The 15,251-nt window shown below is 68.5% G+C and carries 16 protein-coding genes; 2 read left to right on the top strand and 14 right to left on the bottom strand.

Annotated features, from left to right (window positions below):
• Positions 1 to 45: 45 nt before the first annotated feature.
• From WJU27_RS16370 to WJU27_RS16340, 7 genes are all read right to left on the bottom strand, one after another.
• Complete coding sequence (locus WJU27_RS16370) at positions 46 to 1,437, bottom strand: AmpG family muropeptide MFS transporter (RefSeq protein WP_341422761.1); 1,392 nt, start codon at positions 1,435 to 1,437, stop codon at positions 46 to 48.
• 85 nt (positions 1,438 to 1,522) lie between these two features.
• Positions 1,523 to 2,380, bottom strand: coding sequence for an HDOD domain-containing protein (locus WJU27_RS16365; RefSeq protein WP_020162897.1), 858 nt, complete (start codon positions 2,378 to 2,380; stop codon positions 1,523 to 1,525).
• A 70-nt stretch (positions 2,381 to 2,450) separates the two neighbouring features.
• Positions 2,451 to 2,741, bottom strand: a complete 291-nt coding sequence (locus tag WJU27_RS16360) for a YqjK family protein (protein ID WP_296807621.1) — start codon at positions 2,739 to 2,741, stop codon at positions 2,451 to 2,453.
• Entirely contained in the window at positions 2,738 to 3,118 is a 381-nt protein-coding gene (locus tag WJU27_RS16355; protein WP_020162899.1) for a phage holin family protein, read from the bottom strand. The genes WJU27_RS16360 and WJU27_RS16355 overlap by 4 nt, the downstream gene beginning before the upstream one ends.
• Positions 3,119 to 3,125: 7 nt before the next feature.
• Positions 3,126 to 3,446 carry a DUF883 family protein gene (locus tag WJU27_RS16350; protein ID WP_019915939.1) on the bottom strand — a complete coding sequence of 107 codons (321 nt, stop codon included), beginning with the start codon at positions 3,444 to 3,446 and terminating at the stop codon, positions 3,126 to 3,128.
• Positions 3,447 to 3,501: 55 nt separating this feature from the next.
• Positions 3,502 to 4,533, bottom strand: a complete 1,032-nt coding sequence (locus WJU27_RS16345) for an SGNH/GDSL hydrolase family protein (RefSeq protein WP_296807624.1) — start codon at positions 4,531 to 4,533, stop codon at positions 3,502 to 3,504.
• Between the two features lie 38 nt (positions 4,534 to 4,571).
• Positions 4,572 to 5,366, bottom strand: a complete 795-nt coding sequence (locus WJU27_RS16340) for an exodeoxyribonuclease III (protein ID WP_341422760.1) — start codon at positions 5,364 to 5,366, stop codon at positions 4,572 to 4,574.
• A gap of 53 nt (positions 5,367 to 5,419) precedes the next feature.
• On the opposite strand from WJU27_RS16340, the gene pyrE reads away from it, so the two are divergent.
• Together pyrE and WJU27_RS16330 are read left to right on the top strand one after the other, a co-directional pair.
• Positions 5,420 to 6,040, top strand: a complete 621-nt coding sequence (gene pyrE / locus WJU27_RS16335) for an orotate phosphoribosyltransferase (RefSeq protein ID WP_341422795.1) — start codon at positions 5,420 to 5,422, stop codon at positions 6,038 to 6,040.
• A 2-nt stretch (positions 6,041 to 6,042) separates the two neighbouring features.
• Positions 6,043 to 6,669: a DUF4124 domain-containing protein gene (locus WJU27_RS16330; RefSeq protein WP_341422759.1), complete on the top strand. Its 627-nt coding sequence runs from the start codon at positions 6,043 to 6,045 to the stop codon at positions 6,667 to 6,669.
• A gap of 10 nt (positions 6,670 to 6,679) precedes the next feature.
• On the opposite strand, the gene WJU27_RS16325 is transcribed toward WJU27_RS16330, so the two are convergent.
• From WJU27_RS16325 to htpX, 7 genes are all read right to left on the bottom strand, one after another.
• A complete protein-coding gene (locus WJU27_RS16325) occupies positions 6,680 to 8,179 on the bottom strand; it encodes a YifB family Mg chelatase-like AAA ATPase (protein ID WP_020162904.1) in 1,500 nt (499 codons plus the stop codon).
• A 371-nt stretch (positions 8,180 to 8,550) separates the two neighbouring features.
• Positions 8,551 to 9,798, bottom strand: coding sequence for a sigma-54-dependent transcriptional regulator (locus WJU27_RS16320; protein WP_020162905.1), 1,248 nt, complete (start codon positions 9,796 to 9,798; stop codon positions 8,551 to 8,553).
• 15 nt (positions 9,799 to 9,813) lie between these two features.
• Complete coding sequence (locus WJU27_RS16315) at positions 9,814 to 11,916, bottom strand: sensor histidine kinase (RefSeq protein ID WP_341422758.1); 2,103 nt, start codon at positions 11,914 to 11,916, stop codon at positions 9,814 to 9,816.
• Positions 11,913 to 12,524: a DUF4390 domain-containing protein gene (locus WJU27_RS16310; protein ID WP_341422757.1), complete on the bottom strand. Its 612-nt coding sequence runs from the start codon at positions 12,522 to 12,524 to the stop codon at positions 11,913 to 11,915. Before WJU27_RS16310 ends, WJU27_RS16315 begins: the two co-directional genes overlap by 4 nt.
• Complete coding sequence (gene rsmB, locus WJU27_RS16305; protein WP_341422794.1) at positions 12,475 to 13,695, bottom strand: 16S rRNA (cytosine(967)-C(5))-methyltransferase RsmB; 1,221 nt, start codon at positions 13,693 to 13,695, stop codon at positions 12,475 to 12,477. The genes WJU27_RS16310 and rsmB overlap by 50 nt, the downstream gene beginning before the upstream one ends.
• Before the next feature lie 139 nt (positions 13,696 to 13,834).
• Positions 13,835 to 14,224, bottom strand: a complete 390-nt coding sequence (locus WJU27_RS16300; RefSeq protein ID WP_020162909.1) for a DUF2237 family protein — start codon at positions 14,222 to 14,224, stop codon at positions 13,835 to 13,837.
• A gap of 102 nt (positions 14,225 to 14,326) precedes the next feature.
• Complete coding sequence (htpX, locus tag WJU27_RS16295) at positions 14,327 to 15,181, bottom strand: zinc metalloprotease HtpX (RefSeq protein ID WP_019915927.1); 855 nt, start codon at positions 15,179 to 15,181, stop codon at positions 14,327 to 14,329.
• Between the last annotated feature and the right edge of the window lie 70 nt (positions 15,182 to 15,251).

Here is a 15,251-nt window from a genome sequence, read left to right as displayed (position 1 = left end):
AGGGGCTGGAGGAAGCATGCGGGCGGCTTCTCCGCCCGGCATTCGCTAGCCCCTAGCCTCTCCTCCCTGGTCCCTGCCTCTCGCCCGCGCCGCCAGCAGCACCAGCCCCAGCACCGGAACCCCCAGCAGCGCGGTGGCGGTGAAGAAGGCTTCGTAGCCGTGGGCGTCGACATAGACGCCGGAGAAGCCGGCGATGAACTTCGGCAGCAGCAGCATCAGCGAACTGAACAGCGCGTACTGGGTGGCCGAGTAGGCCACGTTCGTCAGCCCTGACAGATAGGCGACGAAGGCCGACGAGGCGATGCCGGCCGACAGGTTGTCGGCGGAGATCGCGAAGATGAGGCCGTTCACGTCGTGGCCGCGGCCGGCCAGCCAGACGAACAGCAGATTGGTCGCCGACGACAGCGCGGCGCCGAGGAACAGCGTCTTCATGACGCCGATGCGCGCCGTCAGCACGCCGCCGATCACCGCGCCGACGATGGTCATGCCGACGCCGTACACCTTGGCCACATTGGCCACTTCGTCCTTCGTGTAGCCCATGTCCACGTAGAAGGCGTTGGCCATGATGCCCATCACCACGTCGGAAATGCGGTAGGTGCCGATCAGCGCCAGCAGCAGCACCGCGTGCCAGCGATAGCGGCGGATGAAATCGACGAAGGGCGACACCACGGCGCCATGCACCCAGGCGGCGGCGGCCAGCAGCGGGCCGTGCAGCCCTTCGTGCGCCAGCCACTCGCGGGTGCGCGCCTCGCGCTGCATGGTGTCCGCCGATACTGGCGCGTCCGGCTCGCGTATCAGTAAGGTCGTCAGAATACCGACGCCCATGCTGGCCGCCATGATCAGATAGGCGAAGCGCCAGGGCGCGTGTTCGTAAGTGGTATCGGTTGCATCTACCGAGGCGGCCAGCCACAGCACGCCGGCCGAGGCGGCGATCATCGCAATGCGGTAGCCGCCCTGGTAGGTGGCCGCCATCGCGCCCTGCAGCCGTTGCTCGACCGCCTCGATGCGGTAGGCGTCGAGCGCGATGTCCTGTGTGGCGGACGCGAACGCCACCGCCAGTGCGCACCACACCATGCGTTCAAGTGCCTGCGCCGGGTCGGTGTTGGCCATGCCGAACAGCGCGCTGGCGATCGCCAGCTGCGACAGCAGCAGCCAGCTGCGCCGACGCCCGAGCAGCCGGGTCAGTCCGGGCAGCGGCAGGCGATCCACCAGCGGCGACCACACCCACTTGAAGCCGTAGGCCAGACCTATCCAGCTGAAGTAACCGATGGTCGAGCGGTCGATGCCGGCTTCGCGCAGCCAGTAGGACAGCGTGCCGAGCACCAGGATGAGCGGCAGACCGGCGGAAAAGCCGAGGAAAAGCATGCCGATGACGCGCGGGTGCGCATACACCTTGAGGCTGTCGAGCCAGCTGGCGGCAGGGGAAGTGGGGATCAAGGGCGGACGGAATGGCGGCAGGTGGGCTGGAAGATACCAGTGCCCGCGCCTTCCGTCCGGTCTGCGGCGGGTCGTGATGCGCCGATCAGGCGTATTCGGAGAAGAACAGCCCCATCACCGCGGCCAGCGAACTGCCCGCTTCGGCGCAGGCGCCTTCGAAGGCCTGCGGCTCCAGCCGGGTGATCTGCCAGGCGGCCGGCGAGGCCGAGGCGACGATGCGGGCCGAATCGATCAGTTCCGCGTCGTAGCCGACCGCGTGCCGCGCCAGATGCAGCAGCGACGCTTCGAACTCGTGCGGCGCGCCGTGCGCCGGATCGATCTGGGCGCCGATGGCGACGGCAAAGCTGCGTGGCAGCCGCCATTCGGTCAGCAGTGCTTCGCCCACCGCGGCGTAGTCGCAGCCGACGATTTCGCGTTCCAGCTGCTCGATCGGCGCTCCCGATGCGCGGCTGTCGACCAGCGCCTGTTCCGATTCCTGCGGCACGTGCATGTACATGACCATGTGACCGATGTCGGCCAGCATGCCGCCGACGAACAGCCGTTCGGCGTCGAGCAGGCCGCAGCTCTTGGCGGCCGCGCGCGACAGCAGGCCGCGCATCGCCGAGGCGCGCCAGAAGCGGGCGACATCCATGCGCTCCGGGCGCATGCCGGCGAACACGGCGGTCACCGTCGTCGCCAGCACGATGTCGTGCACCTGCTGCATGCCGAGCACGCTCACCGCGCGCTGCATCGTTTCGATCTTGCCCGGGAAGCCGTAGAACACGCTGTTGACGACGCGCAGCACGCGCATCGTGATGCCGGGGTCGGCCGCCACCACCTTGGCCAGTTCGATCACCGAGCCATCCGGGTCGTCGATGACCTGCTTCACCCGATGGTAGATGGCAGGCAGCGTGACCAGCTCGGTCGTTCTGCGCGCCAGTTCCTGTGCGGAGTGTGTGGTCATCGGGAGAGCGGGGATGCAGTGGCAATGAGCTGAATTCGGCGTCCTGCAGGAAAACTTGAGGGCTCGCCTCTCAGCGCGACGTCAGCCTGTGCTGCAGCGTGCCGAGCAGGCGCCAGGCACCCCAAAGCCGCAGGCCCCATCGCCACACCCGTCGCGGCCGCACGACGGCGAAGCCGACCAGAGCCGCAGCCAGTACCTGTGGGTGACTGCGCACCCAGGCGGCACCGTCGCGGATCTGGTCGCCGACGTTCAGTACCGGATCGAGCACCGCAGATTGGGCTGCCGCTTCGACGCGCAGACGGCGCGAACGTTCGACCAGCCGTTCGCGCATCAGGGCGAGGCGCAGGCGCCGTGCGTTCATCCGCCCAGCCCGTCGCGGTCGCGCTTCAGTTCGTCGAGAGTGGATGCGAACAGCCGCGTGCCTTCGGCCATGCGCGCGCGGGCGATCACCGCTGCCACGACACCCAGCGTGATGAACAGCGTCGAGAACAGCGTCAGCACCAGCAGGCGATGGCTGTCCCACAGCAGCACGGTCAGCAGTACCGCCAGAAAGGCGATGCCGAAGGTGAGGAAGGCGATGGCCAGCGCGCCATAGACCAGCAGTTCGGTCAGACGCAGTGCTTCGTCGCGCGCTTCGACGGTAATCAGTTCCAGCCTGACGTGAACGATCTCGATCAGGCTGGAAACGAATCCCTTCAGCGATACGGCGAGGCGCTCAGGCCGGGGCGATGCGGCCATCGCGAACTCAGCGGCGGCCGATCAGCAGACCGACCAGCAGGCCGACACCGGCGGCGACGCCGATCGACTTCCACGGATGCTCATGCACGTAGTCGTCGGTGGCACGCGCCACCTCGCGCGACTTCTCCTTCAGCGCGGCTTCCGCGTCGGCCAGCTTGTGACGGGCGGAGGTGAGATTTTCCTGCATGCGCACGCGCAGCTCGCCCACCTTTTCGCCTGCCTGGTTGGCGGTCACACGCAGCAGTTCCTCGGCGTCGGAAATGACCACCTTCAGGTCTGCAACCAGCTTTTCCTTGGTGACGGTGTTCTGATCGATCAGTTCGGACATTGCTCTTCTCCTTTGCGAGTGAAGTCATTTCGGGGCAGACCCCGAAGTTAGCCGTTCAGGTTGCAGTCCGCAACGCGACAGTGTCGTCGGTGGGACGCTTCCGCTGTAGGCGACGGGCTACACCGAGCACGCCCAGACCGGCCAGCAGCATGGCCCAGCTTTCAGCCTCCGGGACCAAGGCCGCGGCAAGAAACGCGGTCGCCACAGCCTGATGACCGGCCGTCGTGATGTGGACATCGTCCCAGAACAGATAGCCCGCCGGGTTGGCCGGGCAGCCAGCCAGTGTCTGACAGGGTGTATCTACATTGGTGAAGCCGTACTGACCGGGATCAAGTGCGACTGCATTGAGCAGGCCCGATACGTCGACCGTGCGGAACCGTGCGTCCGCCAGGTTCAGGTCGAGCTGGTCGAGCATCAGCGCGAGCGCGGCGTTGTGGGCGGCCGACACCGAACTGGCCAGACCGGCCGCCAGCGGACCTTCCTCGACGAAGGAGGGCGTCAGGCCGAGATCGGGCATGTTGGGAATCAGGAAATCGCGGGCGCCCGCTTCGTACAGCGAGGTGATCGCCGTCTGCAGATTGCCGACCGCATTGCCCACGGTGGCGGGCGTGGTCAGCGAGGCGGGCAGGAAATAGTCGTTCGGGCCGCCCCAGATGAAATAGAGCTTGTCGGCGCCACCGCCGCCTCCGGCCACGTAGTCACCCACCTGGGCGCTGATGCCGGTGCCGTTCAGCCAGCCCGGAGACTTCTGCAAGAGGCCCGCAAGCAGCGTGCCCTGACTGGTGTCCTCGACGTAGTTGTCGGAGCCGCCGCCGACCGGCGTGCCGGTGCGTGCGCCGCCGACCGCATGATTGTCCAGCGGCAGGTTAAGCCAGGCGGCCAGATACTCGACCGCCACCGGGCCGTTGGAAAAGCGCCCCGGCGCGTAACCGAAAGCCGCGGACGGGAACAGACCCGATGTCAGCGCCTGGAAGTTGCCGGTGTCCGACAGGCTGTCGCCGAACACGACCAGTTCGTTCCATTCAGCCGCAGCCGGCAGCGAAAGACCCAGTGCGGCGACGAGAGCGAGACTGCGCAGAGCTTTCATGACGGTCCTTTCGGCGGTCGGGGCGATGACTTCGGAATTCACGCGATATCGACATCGTAGTCGACAATGAGCGGAGCATGATCGCTGAAGCGGACGTCCTTGTAGACGCTTGCCGCGCGGGCCTTCGCCGCGATGCCCGGGGTGGCGATCTGATAGTCGATGCGCCAGCCCACGTTCTTCGCGCGGGCCTGGCCGCGATTGCTCCACCAGGTGTAGCAGTCGTCGGTGGCGTCCGGGTGCAGTGTGCGATAGACGTCCACCCAGCCGCCCGCGCCCAGCAGCGCGGTCATCCAGGCGCGCTCTTCCGGCAGGAAGCCCGAGTTCTTCAGATTGCCCTTCCAGTTCTTCAGGTCGATTTCCTGGTGCGCGATGTTCCAGTCGCCGCACACCACGATCTCGCGCCCGCTCGCCCGCAGCGCGGCCAGATGCGGCTGGAAGCGGTCGAGGAAGCGGAACTTGGCCTCCTGCCGCTCGGGCGCGCTGGAGCCGGAGGGCAGGTAGAGAGAAATCACCGTCACATCGTCGAAGTCGGCCTCGACATAGCGGCCCTCGTTGTCGAACTCCTCGACACCGAAACCGGTGATCACCCGCGACGGCTGTCGCCGCGCGTACAGGCCGACGCCGCTGTAGCCCTTCTTCGTGGCGAAATGGAAGTGGCCGTTGCTGCCGCCCATCGCCACCGGTGCGCGCATCGTCGCATCGAGGTCGGCCGCCTGGGCTTTCAGTTCCTGCACGCACAGCACGTCCGGCGAGGTGCCGGCGACCCAGTCCCACACACCCTTCGTGGTGGCCGAGCGGATACCGTTGAGGTTGAGCGACACGATACGTAACATGGCCGGTTTGTCCGTTCTGATTGGAAAAGCCCGTGGATTCTAGACGTGAATTCGTGAAGTTCGCCGTCGATACCGGCGTGCTGCGCTTCGGCAGCTTCACCACCAAGGCGGGGCGTGAATCCCCCTACTTCTTCAACGCCGGGCTGTTCAACAGCGGTGCTTCGGTGCTCAAGCTTTGCAGCTTCTATGCCGATACGATCATCAGTCGTGCGCCGCAGTTCGACATGCTGTTCGGACCGGCCTACAAAGGCATCGTTCTGGCCGCCGGTACCGCGATGCAGATCGCGCAGCGTGGCCGCGACCTGCCCTTTGCGTTCAACCGCAAGGAAGCGAAGGACCACGGCGAGGGCGGCACGCTGATCGGCGCGCCGCTGAAGGGCCGGGTGCTCATCATCGACGACGTGATCAGCGCCGGCACCTCGGTGCGCGAATCGGTCGAGCTGATCCGCGCGGCCGGCGCCGAGCCGGCAGGTGTGGCGATTGCCCTCGACCGCATGGAGCGGGGCACCGGACAATTGTCAGCGGTTCAGGAAGTGGAACGTTCATACGGCATGCCGGTGATTGCCTGCGCCACGCTCGACGATCTGGTCGGCTATCTGCAGGAAAGCCCGGGCATGCAGGGCAATCTCGACGCGGTGCGTGCCTACCGCGCGAAATACGGAGTGAATGGCTGAAGATGAAACCCGGGAATCTGCGTCACCTTGCGCCGGGCCTGCTTGCGCTGGCCCTGCTGCACGTGCCCGCGAGCGAGGCGCGCGTCTACTGCTGCAAGGACGCGCGCGGCCAGCAGGTGTGCGGTGACGTGCTCCCGGCCGCCTGTGCCGACCGCGGCTACCGCGAGCTGAACAGCCAGGGCGCGACGGTCAAGCAGGTCGAGGCGCCGATGACCGAGGCGCAGCGCGCCAAGCGCGATGCCGATGCGAAGAAGGCGCGCGACGAGGAAATGGTGCGTCAGGAGCAGCGACGTCGCGACACCACGCTGCTCAACACCTACACCAGCGAACGCGAGATCGACGCCGCGCGCGACCGGCGCATCGCCGACATCGAAGAACTGCTGTCCCGTCTGCGCGAGCAGCAGCAGACGCTGAGCGAGCGTCACAAGAAGCTGGAGAAGGACGCCGCCGCATTCACCGCCAAGGGAAAGCGTGTGCCGTCCGGAATCAAGGACAGGCTGGACACCAATGGCGAGGATCTGCGGCAGATCGGCGAGAACATCGCGCAGAAGGAGCGCGATCTGGTCGATACCCGCAAGCGCTTCGAGGAAGACCGCGCGCGCTTCCGCGAGATCGCCGGCAACCGCTGAGCGCCCGGCCTCAGCTCGCCGGCGCGTCGAGTGCGCGCCGGAACTGCACCGCCTCGGCGACTTCGTTCGCCGCAATCACTTCCCGTCCGTTCAGATCGGCAATCGTCCGCGCCACCTTCAGGCAGCGGTGATAGGCGCGCGCCGACAGCCTGAGCCGGTTCATCGCCTGCGCCAGCAGAGCGTGCGCCGCGTCGTCCAGCGGGCAATGGCGGTCGATGTCTGCCGCTTCAAGCCGCTGGTTCGGTTTGCCCTGCCGCCGCTGCTGCAGCGCGCGCGCCGCACACACCCGCTGCCTTACTTCGACGCTGGCCTCGCCCGGCCCGGCGCGCAGTTCGTGTTCGGTCAGCGGTGGTACGACGACCGTCAGGTCGATGCGGTCGAGCAGCGGCCCGGACAGCCGGCCGCGGTAGCGCGCGATCTGGTCCGGCGTGCAGCGACAGCGTGCCGACGGGTGACCGAGATAGCCGCAGGGGCAGGGATTCATCGCCGCGATCAGCTGGAAGCGGGCCGGAAACTCGGCGCGGTGGGCGGCGCGTGAAATGGTCACGTGGCCGGTTTCCAGTGGCTCGCGCAGCGCCTCCAGCACGCGGCGGTCGAACTCGGGCAGTTCGTCGAGGAACAGCACGCCGTTGTGCGCCAGCGATATTTCACCCGGCCGCGGAATGGCGCCGCCACCGACCAGCGCCGCCGCACTGGCCGAGTGATGGGGTGCGCGGAAGGGGCGGCGGCCGAGCGCCGCCGGGTCGAACAGACCGGCGCCTGACAGCACTGCCGCGGTATCGAGCGCCTCGGCTTCGTCCATGTCCGGCAGCAGGCCGGTGAAGCGGGCGGCCAGCATCGATTTGCCGGTGCCTGGCGGCCCAGACATCAGCAGCGAATGATTGCCGGCGGCGGCGATCTCCAGGGCGCGGCGGGCACCGCGCTGCCCGCGCACGTCGGCCAGATCCGCGCAAGCAACCCGTTCAGTGATGCTGGCCGGCACCGCGCGCGGCAGCGCCGACTGCCCGCACAGATGCGCACATACGTCGAGCAGCGAGGTCGCGGCGCGCACGTCGATGCCGCCGGCGATCACCGCCTCCGGCGCCGACGAGGCGGGCAGCACGAAGGTGCGGCCGGCGGCGCGGGCGCCGAGCGCCATCGGCAGGGCGCCGCGCACCGGGCGCAGCGCGCCGGTCAGCGACAGTTCGCCGGCGAACTCGATGCCGTCGATGTCCGTTGCTTCGAGCGAACCGGCGGCGATCAGGATGCCCAGCGCGATCGGCAGATCGAAGCGGCCCGATTCCTTTGGCAGGTCGGCCGGCGCCAGATTGACCGTGATGCGCCGCGCCGGAAAGTCGAAGCCGGAACTGAGGATGGCCGCCCGCACCCGGTCGCGCGCCTCGCGCACTTCGACGTCCGGCAGACCGACCAGCGAGAAGGCGGGCAGGCCGTTCGACACATGGACTTCGACCGCAACCTCCGGCGCCTGCATGCCGGCAAGCGCACGGCTGCGCAGGATGGCGAGAGACATCTGTATGTCATGGAATGAGACGCCGCGAAGTCTAACCGCAAATCCGCATGGCATGGGGCGTGTGCCGCGAGAGCCGTCGAACTTGACACCGGATCGAGCGCAACTCTTGTGGGGGCGGCCCTGGCGGCGACGCGGGCGCCGAGGTTCGCCGGCTTCGGCACAGGCTCGTCGGGGTCAGAAGAGCCCTCTCACAGAACCCCGGCTCCAGCGCAAGCTCACGGTCAGGCGCAACCCCTGTGGGAGCGGCTCTGGCCGCGACGCCGCCGTTGCACTCTGCAGGCTGCTGTCGGGGTCAGGACCCCTCCCACAGAACCCCGCCTCCGGCCCGGGCAGAAGGCATTCCGGTCGGATCGTGCCGGCCGCGACGCGCGCTACTCGTGGTGTTCGCCGCGCCGTCCGATGGGCAGTCCGAGCTGTTTGAGCTTGCGGTACAGATGGGTGCGCTCCAGTCCGGAGCGTTCCGCCAGGCGGGTCATGTTGCCGCCCTCGCGTTCCATGTGGTGCTCGAAGTACATGCGCTCGAAGGCCTCGCGCGCTTCGCGCAGCGGCTGGTCGAGGCCGGGCAGCACCGGTGTGCCGGTCGGCCGCAGCAGCGCGCGCAGCGCGCTCGCGTCCACCTCGTCGTCGAGCGCGGCCAGCGCGGCCGAGCGCAGCACCGACACCAGTTCGCCGTAGCCGCCGGGCCAGCCGTGCTGGCGCAGCAGCGGACGTGCCGACTCGGCCAGCCGCCGCGTCGGTACCTCGCCTGCCTCGACCAGATGTTTCAGCACGTCCTCGGCCAGATCGGCCACTTCGTCGCGCAGCTCGGCCAGCGCCGGCAGCGGCAGCACGATCTCGAACAGCCGCGCCAGCACGGCCTCTTCCCAGCCTGCCGCCTGCAGTTCCGGCGCACCCTGCGCACAGCAGGCGATCAGCCGGGCGTCCAGGCGGTCGAGCCGCTCCAGCGCGAAAGCGAGGTTCTTCTGCTGCATGCGCGACAGGTGAGCGATGTCGCCGGTGTGGATGACGCCGCCGCGCGCGGCATCGAGCTGTTCCTGCGTGATCGGTCCGCTGATGGTCGCCAGTTCCAGCCAGCGCCGGCCGGGCGCGGCCAGCGTGCGCGCCGCCAGTTCGCCGAAGCTGGACGGACCGCAGCGCAGCAGGACGACGCGTGAGCGGGCGGCCATCTGTTCTATCTTGCGTCGCAGGTCGCGCAGTGCACCGCTGCGTCCGACCGCGCTCAGCGACGGCGCGCTCGGCCTCTGCTCGGGCGAGGCGCCGCGCGCCAGCGCGCGCTTGACCGCGCTCAGCAGCTTGGCCAGCGCGATCGGCTTCTCGAGGAAGTCCATCGCGCCGATGCGCGTTGCCTCGACCGCCGAATCGATGGTGCCGTGGCCGGACATCATGATGACCGGCATCGTCAGCTGTCCGCCCGAAGCCCACTCCTTCAGCAGCGAAATGCCATCGGTGTCGGGCATCCAGATGTCGAGCAGTACCAGATCCGGTTTCTGCGCCGTGCGTGCCGCGCGTGCCGCCGCCGCGTTCTCGGCGAGCGTCACGTCGTGCCCTTCGTCCCTGAGGATTTCCGACAGCAGTTCGCGGATCCCCATTTCGTCATCTACGACCAGTATGCGAGCCATTCTTCCCTGATTCCTTCATGCCGCCAGTGGCAGCGAGATGCGGATTTCCGCGCCATGCGGCGCGACGTTCTCTATTTCTATGCGACCTTCGTGCTCATCGACGATCTTCTTGACGATGGCCAGCCCGAGCCCGGTGCCACGCGCCTTGGACGTGACATAGGGCTCGAAGGCGCGCGCCAGCACCTGCGGCGGAAAGCCGCTGCCGTTGTCGCGCACCGCCAGTTCCGCACGCCCCCCCCGGCGCCGCGTCTGGATCTGTATGCAGGGCGCGTCGGCCTCGGCCAGCGCGTCCTGCGCGTTCTGCAGCAGATTGTGGATCACCTGCCGCAGCTGTCCGACATCGCCGGCGACCTGGGGCAGGTCCGGCGACAGCTGGCGCTCGATGCGGGCGGCCGACGTTTCGTACAGGCCGAGCACTTCGTCGACCAGCCGGTTCAGATCGAGCGGCGCCAGCGCCGGCGCCGGCAGCCGCGCGTAGTCGCGGAAGGCGTTCACCATGTTCTTCATCGCCTCGACCTGATCGACGATGGTCGAGGTGGCGCGTGCCAGCATCTTCTGGCCATCCGCGTCGAGCTTGTCCGACAGCTTGAACTGCAGCCGCTCGGCCGACAGCTGTATCGGCGTCAGCGGGTTCTTGATCTCGTGCGCCAGCCGCCGCGCGACCTCGCCCCAGGCGGCGCTGCGCTGCGCGGAAATGAGCTGCGTGATGTCGTCGAACACGACGACGAAGCCGCCGCCGCCGGCCGCCGGCAGCTGCGAGCCGCGGATCAGCAGCGTCTTGCCGGGACCGAAGGGGTCGGGGATGTCGATCTGCCGGCTCCACGATTCCTGCGCCTCGTCGATCGCGGCGACGATGGTGTCGCGCAGTTCGGCATGCCGCGGCCACTGCGCCAGCGTCAGCGTTTCCCACCCCTCCAGCGTGTCACCGAGGATGGCCATCGCGCCCTGGTTGGCGGCGCGCAATTTCGTCGACGGGCTGAAGGCCAGCACGCCGGTCGACAGGTTGCCGAGCACGCCTTCGAGATAGGTGCGCGCCGCTTCGGTTTCGGCGCGGCTGCGCTCGGCCTGCGCGCGCGCCTCGTTCAGCTGTTCCGTCATGCGGCGGAAGGACTGGGTCAGCGTGCCCAGTTCGTCGCGCGAGGCGACCGCCGGGATGGGGCTGAAGTCGCCCTGCATCACCGCGTCGGTGCCGCGCGCCAGGATGGACAGCGGCGCCGACATGCGACGGCTGATGACGAAGGCCACCGCCAGCGCCGACAGCAGCGCGAGCAGCAGCGCCAGCGTCAGTGTCAGCGCGAAGATGCGCTTCAGCCCGGCGCGCGCAAGCGACAGCTCTTCGTAGTCGCGGTAGGCGCTTTGCACCGCTTCGGCGTTCTGCGCGAGCGAAGCCGGCAGCGGTTGGGTCAGTTGCAGCACCGGGGCGTCGGAGGCGAGCGCGCCGCTGCCGACGAACACCAGCGCGCGCACCGTCAGTCCGGCGTCGACGTCGCTCTCGACCGCGGCGAAACCGGCGCCCTGGCGCGCCTGCCGCAGTTGCGACGGCGACGGCAACGGCGGCACCAGCCGGGTGGCCGCCGAGCTGGTCGACAGCACGCGGCCGGCGGACGAGAACAGCGTCGCGCTGGCGGCGCCCGACTGCTCACGCAGCTCGTCCAGCCGCGCGCTGCGCCGGATCAAGGGCGTGTCGCCCAGTTCGCGCGCCATCGCGCGGGCCTTTTCGAGCAGGTCGGCGGAGACGTAGTCCAGCGTGTTGCGGCCGAGGTTGAGGCCGCCCTCGAGCGCCTGTTCGATGCGCACGTTGAACCAGGAATCGACCGAGCGCGACACGAAGTTCACCGACAGCACGTAGATCAGCGCGCCCGGTGCCACGGCGAGCGCGGCGAAGGCGGCGAACAGACGCAGCTTCAGGCGGGAGCCGAACACGGCGGCGCGGTGCTCGCGCAGCAGCTGCGTCACCAGCCAGGCGACCAGCGCCAGCAGGCCGACCGCGACCGTGATGTTCATGCCGAGCAGCAGCGGGTAATTGCGTGCGAACAGCTCGGTGTTCTCGCTGGCCAGCGACAGCAGCAGCAACAGCACGCCGCTGATCGCCGTGGTGGCGACGATGAAGGCCCTCATCGCGCCTCCTGCGGCTGTGCGGTGAAGCCCCAGCGCTGCCATTCCGATTCCAGCGTCCAGTCGCGATTGCTCATTGCGCTGAGCTGGAAAGGTTTGGGCAGCTGCGTCACATCCAGGCGCAGGCGCAGCGAGGCGACATAGCTCTCGCCGGCCTTCAGGCGGTCGTAGTCGACCACGTGCCAGCTGCGCAGGCGTCCGATCAGCTTCAGTGCCTCGTCCAGCGTGTCGAAGCTCTGATGCAGCGCGCCGGTGGACACGCGGTACTGCCGGGTCAGTGCGTGATAGCTGAGACGGTAGGTCTGGCTGCGTTCGACCACGTCTTCGTCCAGCCAGTACCAGCGTGGCCGGCTGATCTCGAACTCGAGCACGAAGTACAGCGCGACGCCGCGCGTCACCGCTTCGGCCAGCCGCGGCGACAGCGCGATCGAAACATCGGTGGACAACTGGTAGCCGTCGTCGCCGTGGTCGAGGCGCACGTCGCGCAGGGTGACGCCGGCGGCCGACGCGTGGCCGGCCAGCGTCGCGATCAGCAACGCCAGCAGCAGCGCGCGCGCGCGCTCAGCCAGCGCGCGGAGACTTCTGCAGCAGTGCGTAATAGAAGCCGTCATGCTCGGCGGTCGGCAGCAGTTGCAGATCTGGCGCACCACATGGGCTCAGACGTAGGCAGTCGGAATGGCGGGCGGTGAAGGCGGCCACCTGATCCTGATTTTCGGCGCGGAACACCGAACAGGTGGCATAGAGCAATTTACCACCCGGAGCGAGCACGCGCCAAAGCGCATCCAGTATCGCGCGCTGCTGGGCGGCGAAGCTGGCGATGTCCTGCGGACGGCGCAGCCATTTGGCGTCCGGGTGGCGACGTACGACGCCGGAGGCGCTGCATGGCACGTCGGCCAGGATGCGGTCGAACGCTGTGCCGTTCCACCAGTCGTCCGGCCGCGCGGCGTCGCCGACCGCGATCCGGCCACGCAGACCCAGCCGCTCGAAGTTCTCGGCGATGCGCCGGGTACGCGGTTCGCTGTGGTCCAGTGCCAGCAGGTCGAGTTCGGCCCGTTCGAGCAGGTGCGACGCCTTGCCGCCGGGGGCGGCGCAGGCGTCGAGCACGCGCTGGCCCGGCGCGACATCGAGCAGCGCGGCCGCGCGCTGGGCGCCGAGATCCTGCACCGACAGCTCGCCGTCGGCGAAGCCGGGCAGGCGTGATACCGGGCAGGGCTTGTCCAGCAGCAGGCCGTCGTCGCCGCGGATCTGCGCCACGATGCCGGCCGCCTGCAACTGCGCCAGTGCCTGCTGTGGCGTCGTGCGGCGGCGGTTCGCACGCAGCGCCATCGGCGGGTGGACATTGCCCTGCGCGGCGATGTCCTGCCAGTGATCGGGATGGTCGTGACGCAGCATGTCCAGCCACCACTGCGGGTGCTGCAGCCGGGCGGCCGGATCGGCGGCAACCGCCGCGTCGAGTTCGGCGTGACGGCGCTGCGCGTTGCGCAGTACCGCATTCATCAGCCCGCCAAAGCGATCACCGCCCAGGACGCGCGCTGCCTCGACCGCCTGGTTTACCGTGGTGTGCGCCGTGTCGGGCCGCGCTTCGAGCCGGCACAGCGCGACCAGCAGCAGCGCGCGGCGATCGGTTTCGCGCAGCGGCCTGGGCACCAGCACGGCCAGCCGGCGTTCGATGCCGGCGTGCGCGCGCAGGCACTGGTAAGCCAGGTCGCGCACGGCGGCACCGTTGGTCGACTGCGCAGCGACGTGGCCGAAGGCGTCATCGAGCGCCTCACCCTGCAGCACGCCGGCGACGGCGTGTGCGGCGTCGAGCAGCGATGCGGCGAGCGAATCAGCAGGAAGCGTCCTGGGGGGGCGGGGAGTGGAATTCAATCTTGGATGCGGGTGATGGCCGGGCGCAGGAGCGCGATTGTAAGCGCTGCGTTCAGCCCGCCCACGCGTGGGCCTTCAATGCATCGAGCGGCGCGTGCCGCAGGGCCGACTCGTGCGTAGCGACCAGTACCACCTGCGGCGCCTGGCCCGCCTCGAATGCCTCGCGCCAGCGCATCGCGCACAGGCACCAGCGGTCGCCGGCGCGCAGGCCGGGGAAGTCGTACTCGGGGCGTGGCGTCGACAGGTCGTTGCCGCGCGAGCGGGAGAAGTCGAGGAAGGCGTCGGTCATGACCGCACACACGGTGTGCGAGCCGAAGTCGTTCTCGTCCGTGTTGCAGCAGCCGTCGCGGAAGAAACCGGTGATGGGCTTGAACGAACAGGGCTCCAGCGGTCCGCCGAGTACGTTGCGCGCGCCGCCGCCGCCGTTCCAGCCTCGATCCATGTCGGCATCTCCACGTTGTACAGATGAAAGACGAAACCCGCAGCGCGCGCCGCGAAAGCTGCGCACGCTGCGGGCATGATGCCGCAATGGCGGGGGTGTGTGTCAGCGACCGGTGGCGAGTGCGCGCAGCCGCGCGATGCGTTCCTCGGTCGCCGGGTGGGTGCTGAACAGGCCGCGCAGGCCGCCGCCGGACAGCGGGTTCATGATCATCATCTGACCGGTTTCCGGATGCGCTTCGGCCGTCGGCATCGGAATGCCGCGGGCGTAGGCGTCGATCTTGGCCAGCGCGCTCGCCAGTGCCTCCGGGTCGCCGGAGATGGCCGCACCTTCGCGATCGGCGCCGAACTCGCGGGTGCGCGAGATCGCCATCTGGATCAGCATCGCGGCGATCGGCGCCAGGATGGCGACGGCGATGCTGAGCACCGGATTGGCCGGGCGGCCTTCCGAATCCCGGCCGCCGCCGAAGAACATGCCGAACTGCGCCAGCGCGGAGATCGCACCTGACACGGTGGCCGAAATGGTCGAAATCAGGATGTCGCGGTTCTTCACGTGCGCCAGTTCGTGCGCCATCACGCCGCGCAGTTCGCGCGCCGACAGCATCTGGATGATGCCGGTGGTCGCGGCCACCGCGGCGTTCTCCGGATTGCGGCCGGTGGCAAAGGCGTTGGGCTGCGCTTCGTCGATGATGTAGACGCGCGGCATCGGCAGCTGCGCGCGCTGCGCCAGCTCGGCCACCATGTTGTACAGGTAGGGCGAGGAGGCGGCGTCGACTTCGCGCGCGTTGTACATGCGCAGCACCATCTTGTCGGAGAACCAGTAGGCCCACAGGTTGGTGGCGCCACCGAACAGCAGTGCGATCAGCATGCCCTGCTGACCGCCGATGGCCGCACCGACCACGCCGAACAGCGCGACGATGCCCGCCATCAGTATCGAGGTCTTGAGCCAGTTGCCGAACATTCGAATACCTTTCAGTAAGAGAGGAAGCGCACTATAGATCGTGCGCGAAGCAAGAAATTCAAGCGCCGCC

The organism is Methyloversatilis sp. NSM2, assembly GCF_038066675.1.
In the GTDB taxonomy this organism is placed as follows: domain Bacteria; phylum Pseudomonadota; class Gammaproteobacteria; order Burkholderiales; family Rhodocyclaceae; genus Methyloversatilis; species Methyloversatilis discipulorum_A.
This window is presented reverse-complemented; position numbering and strand designations above follow the sequence as displayed.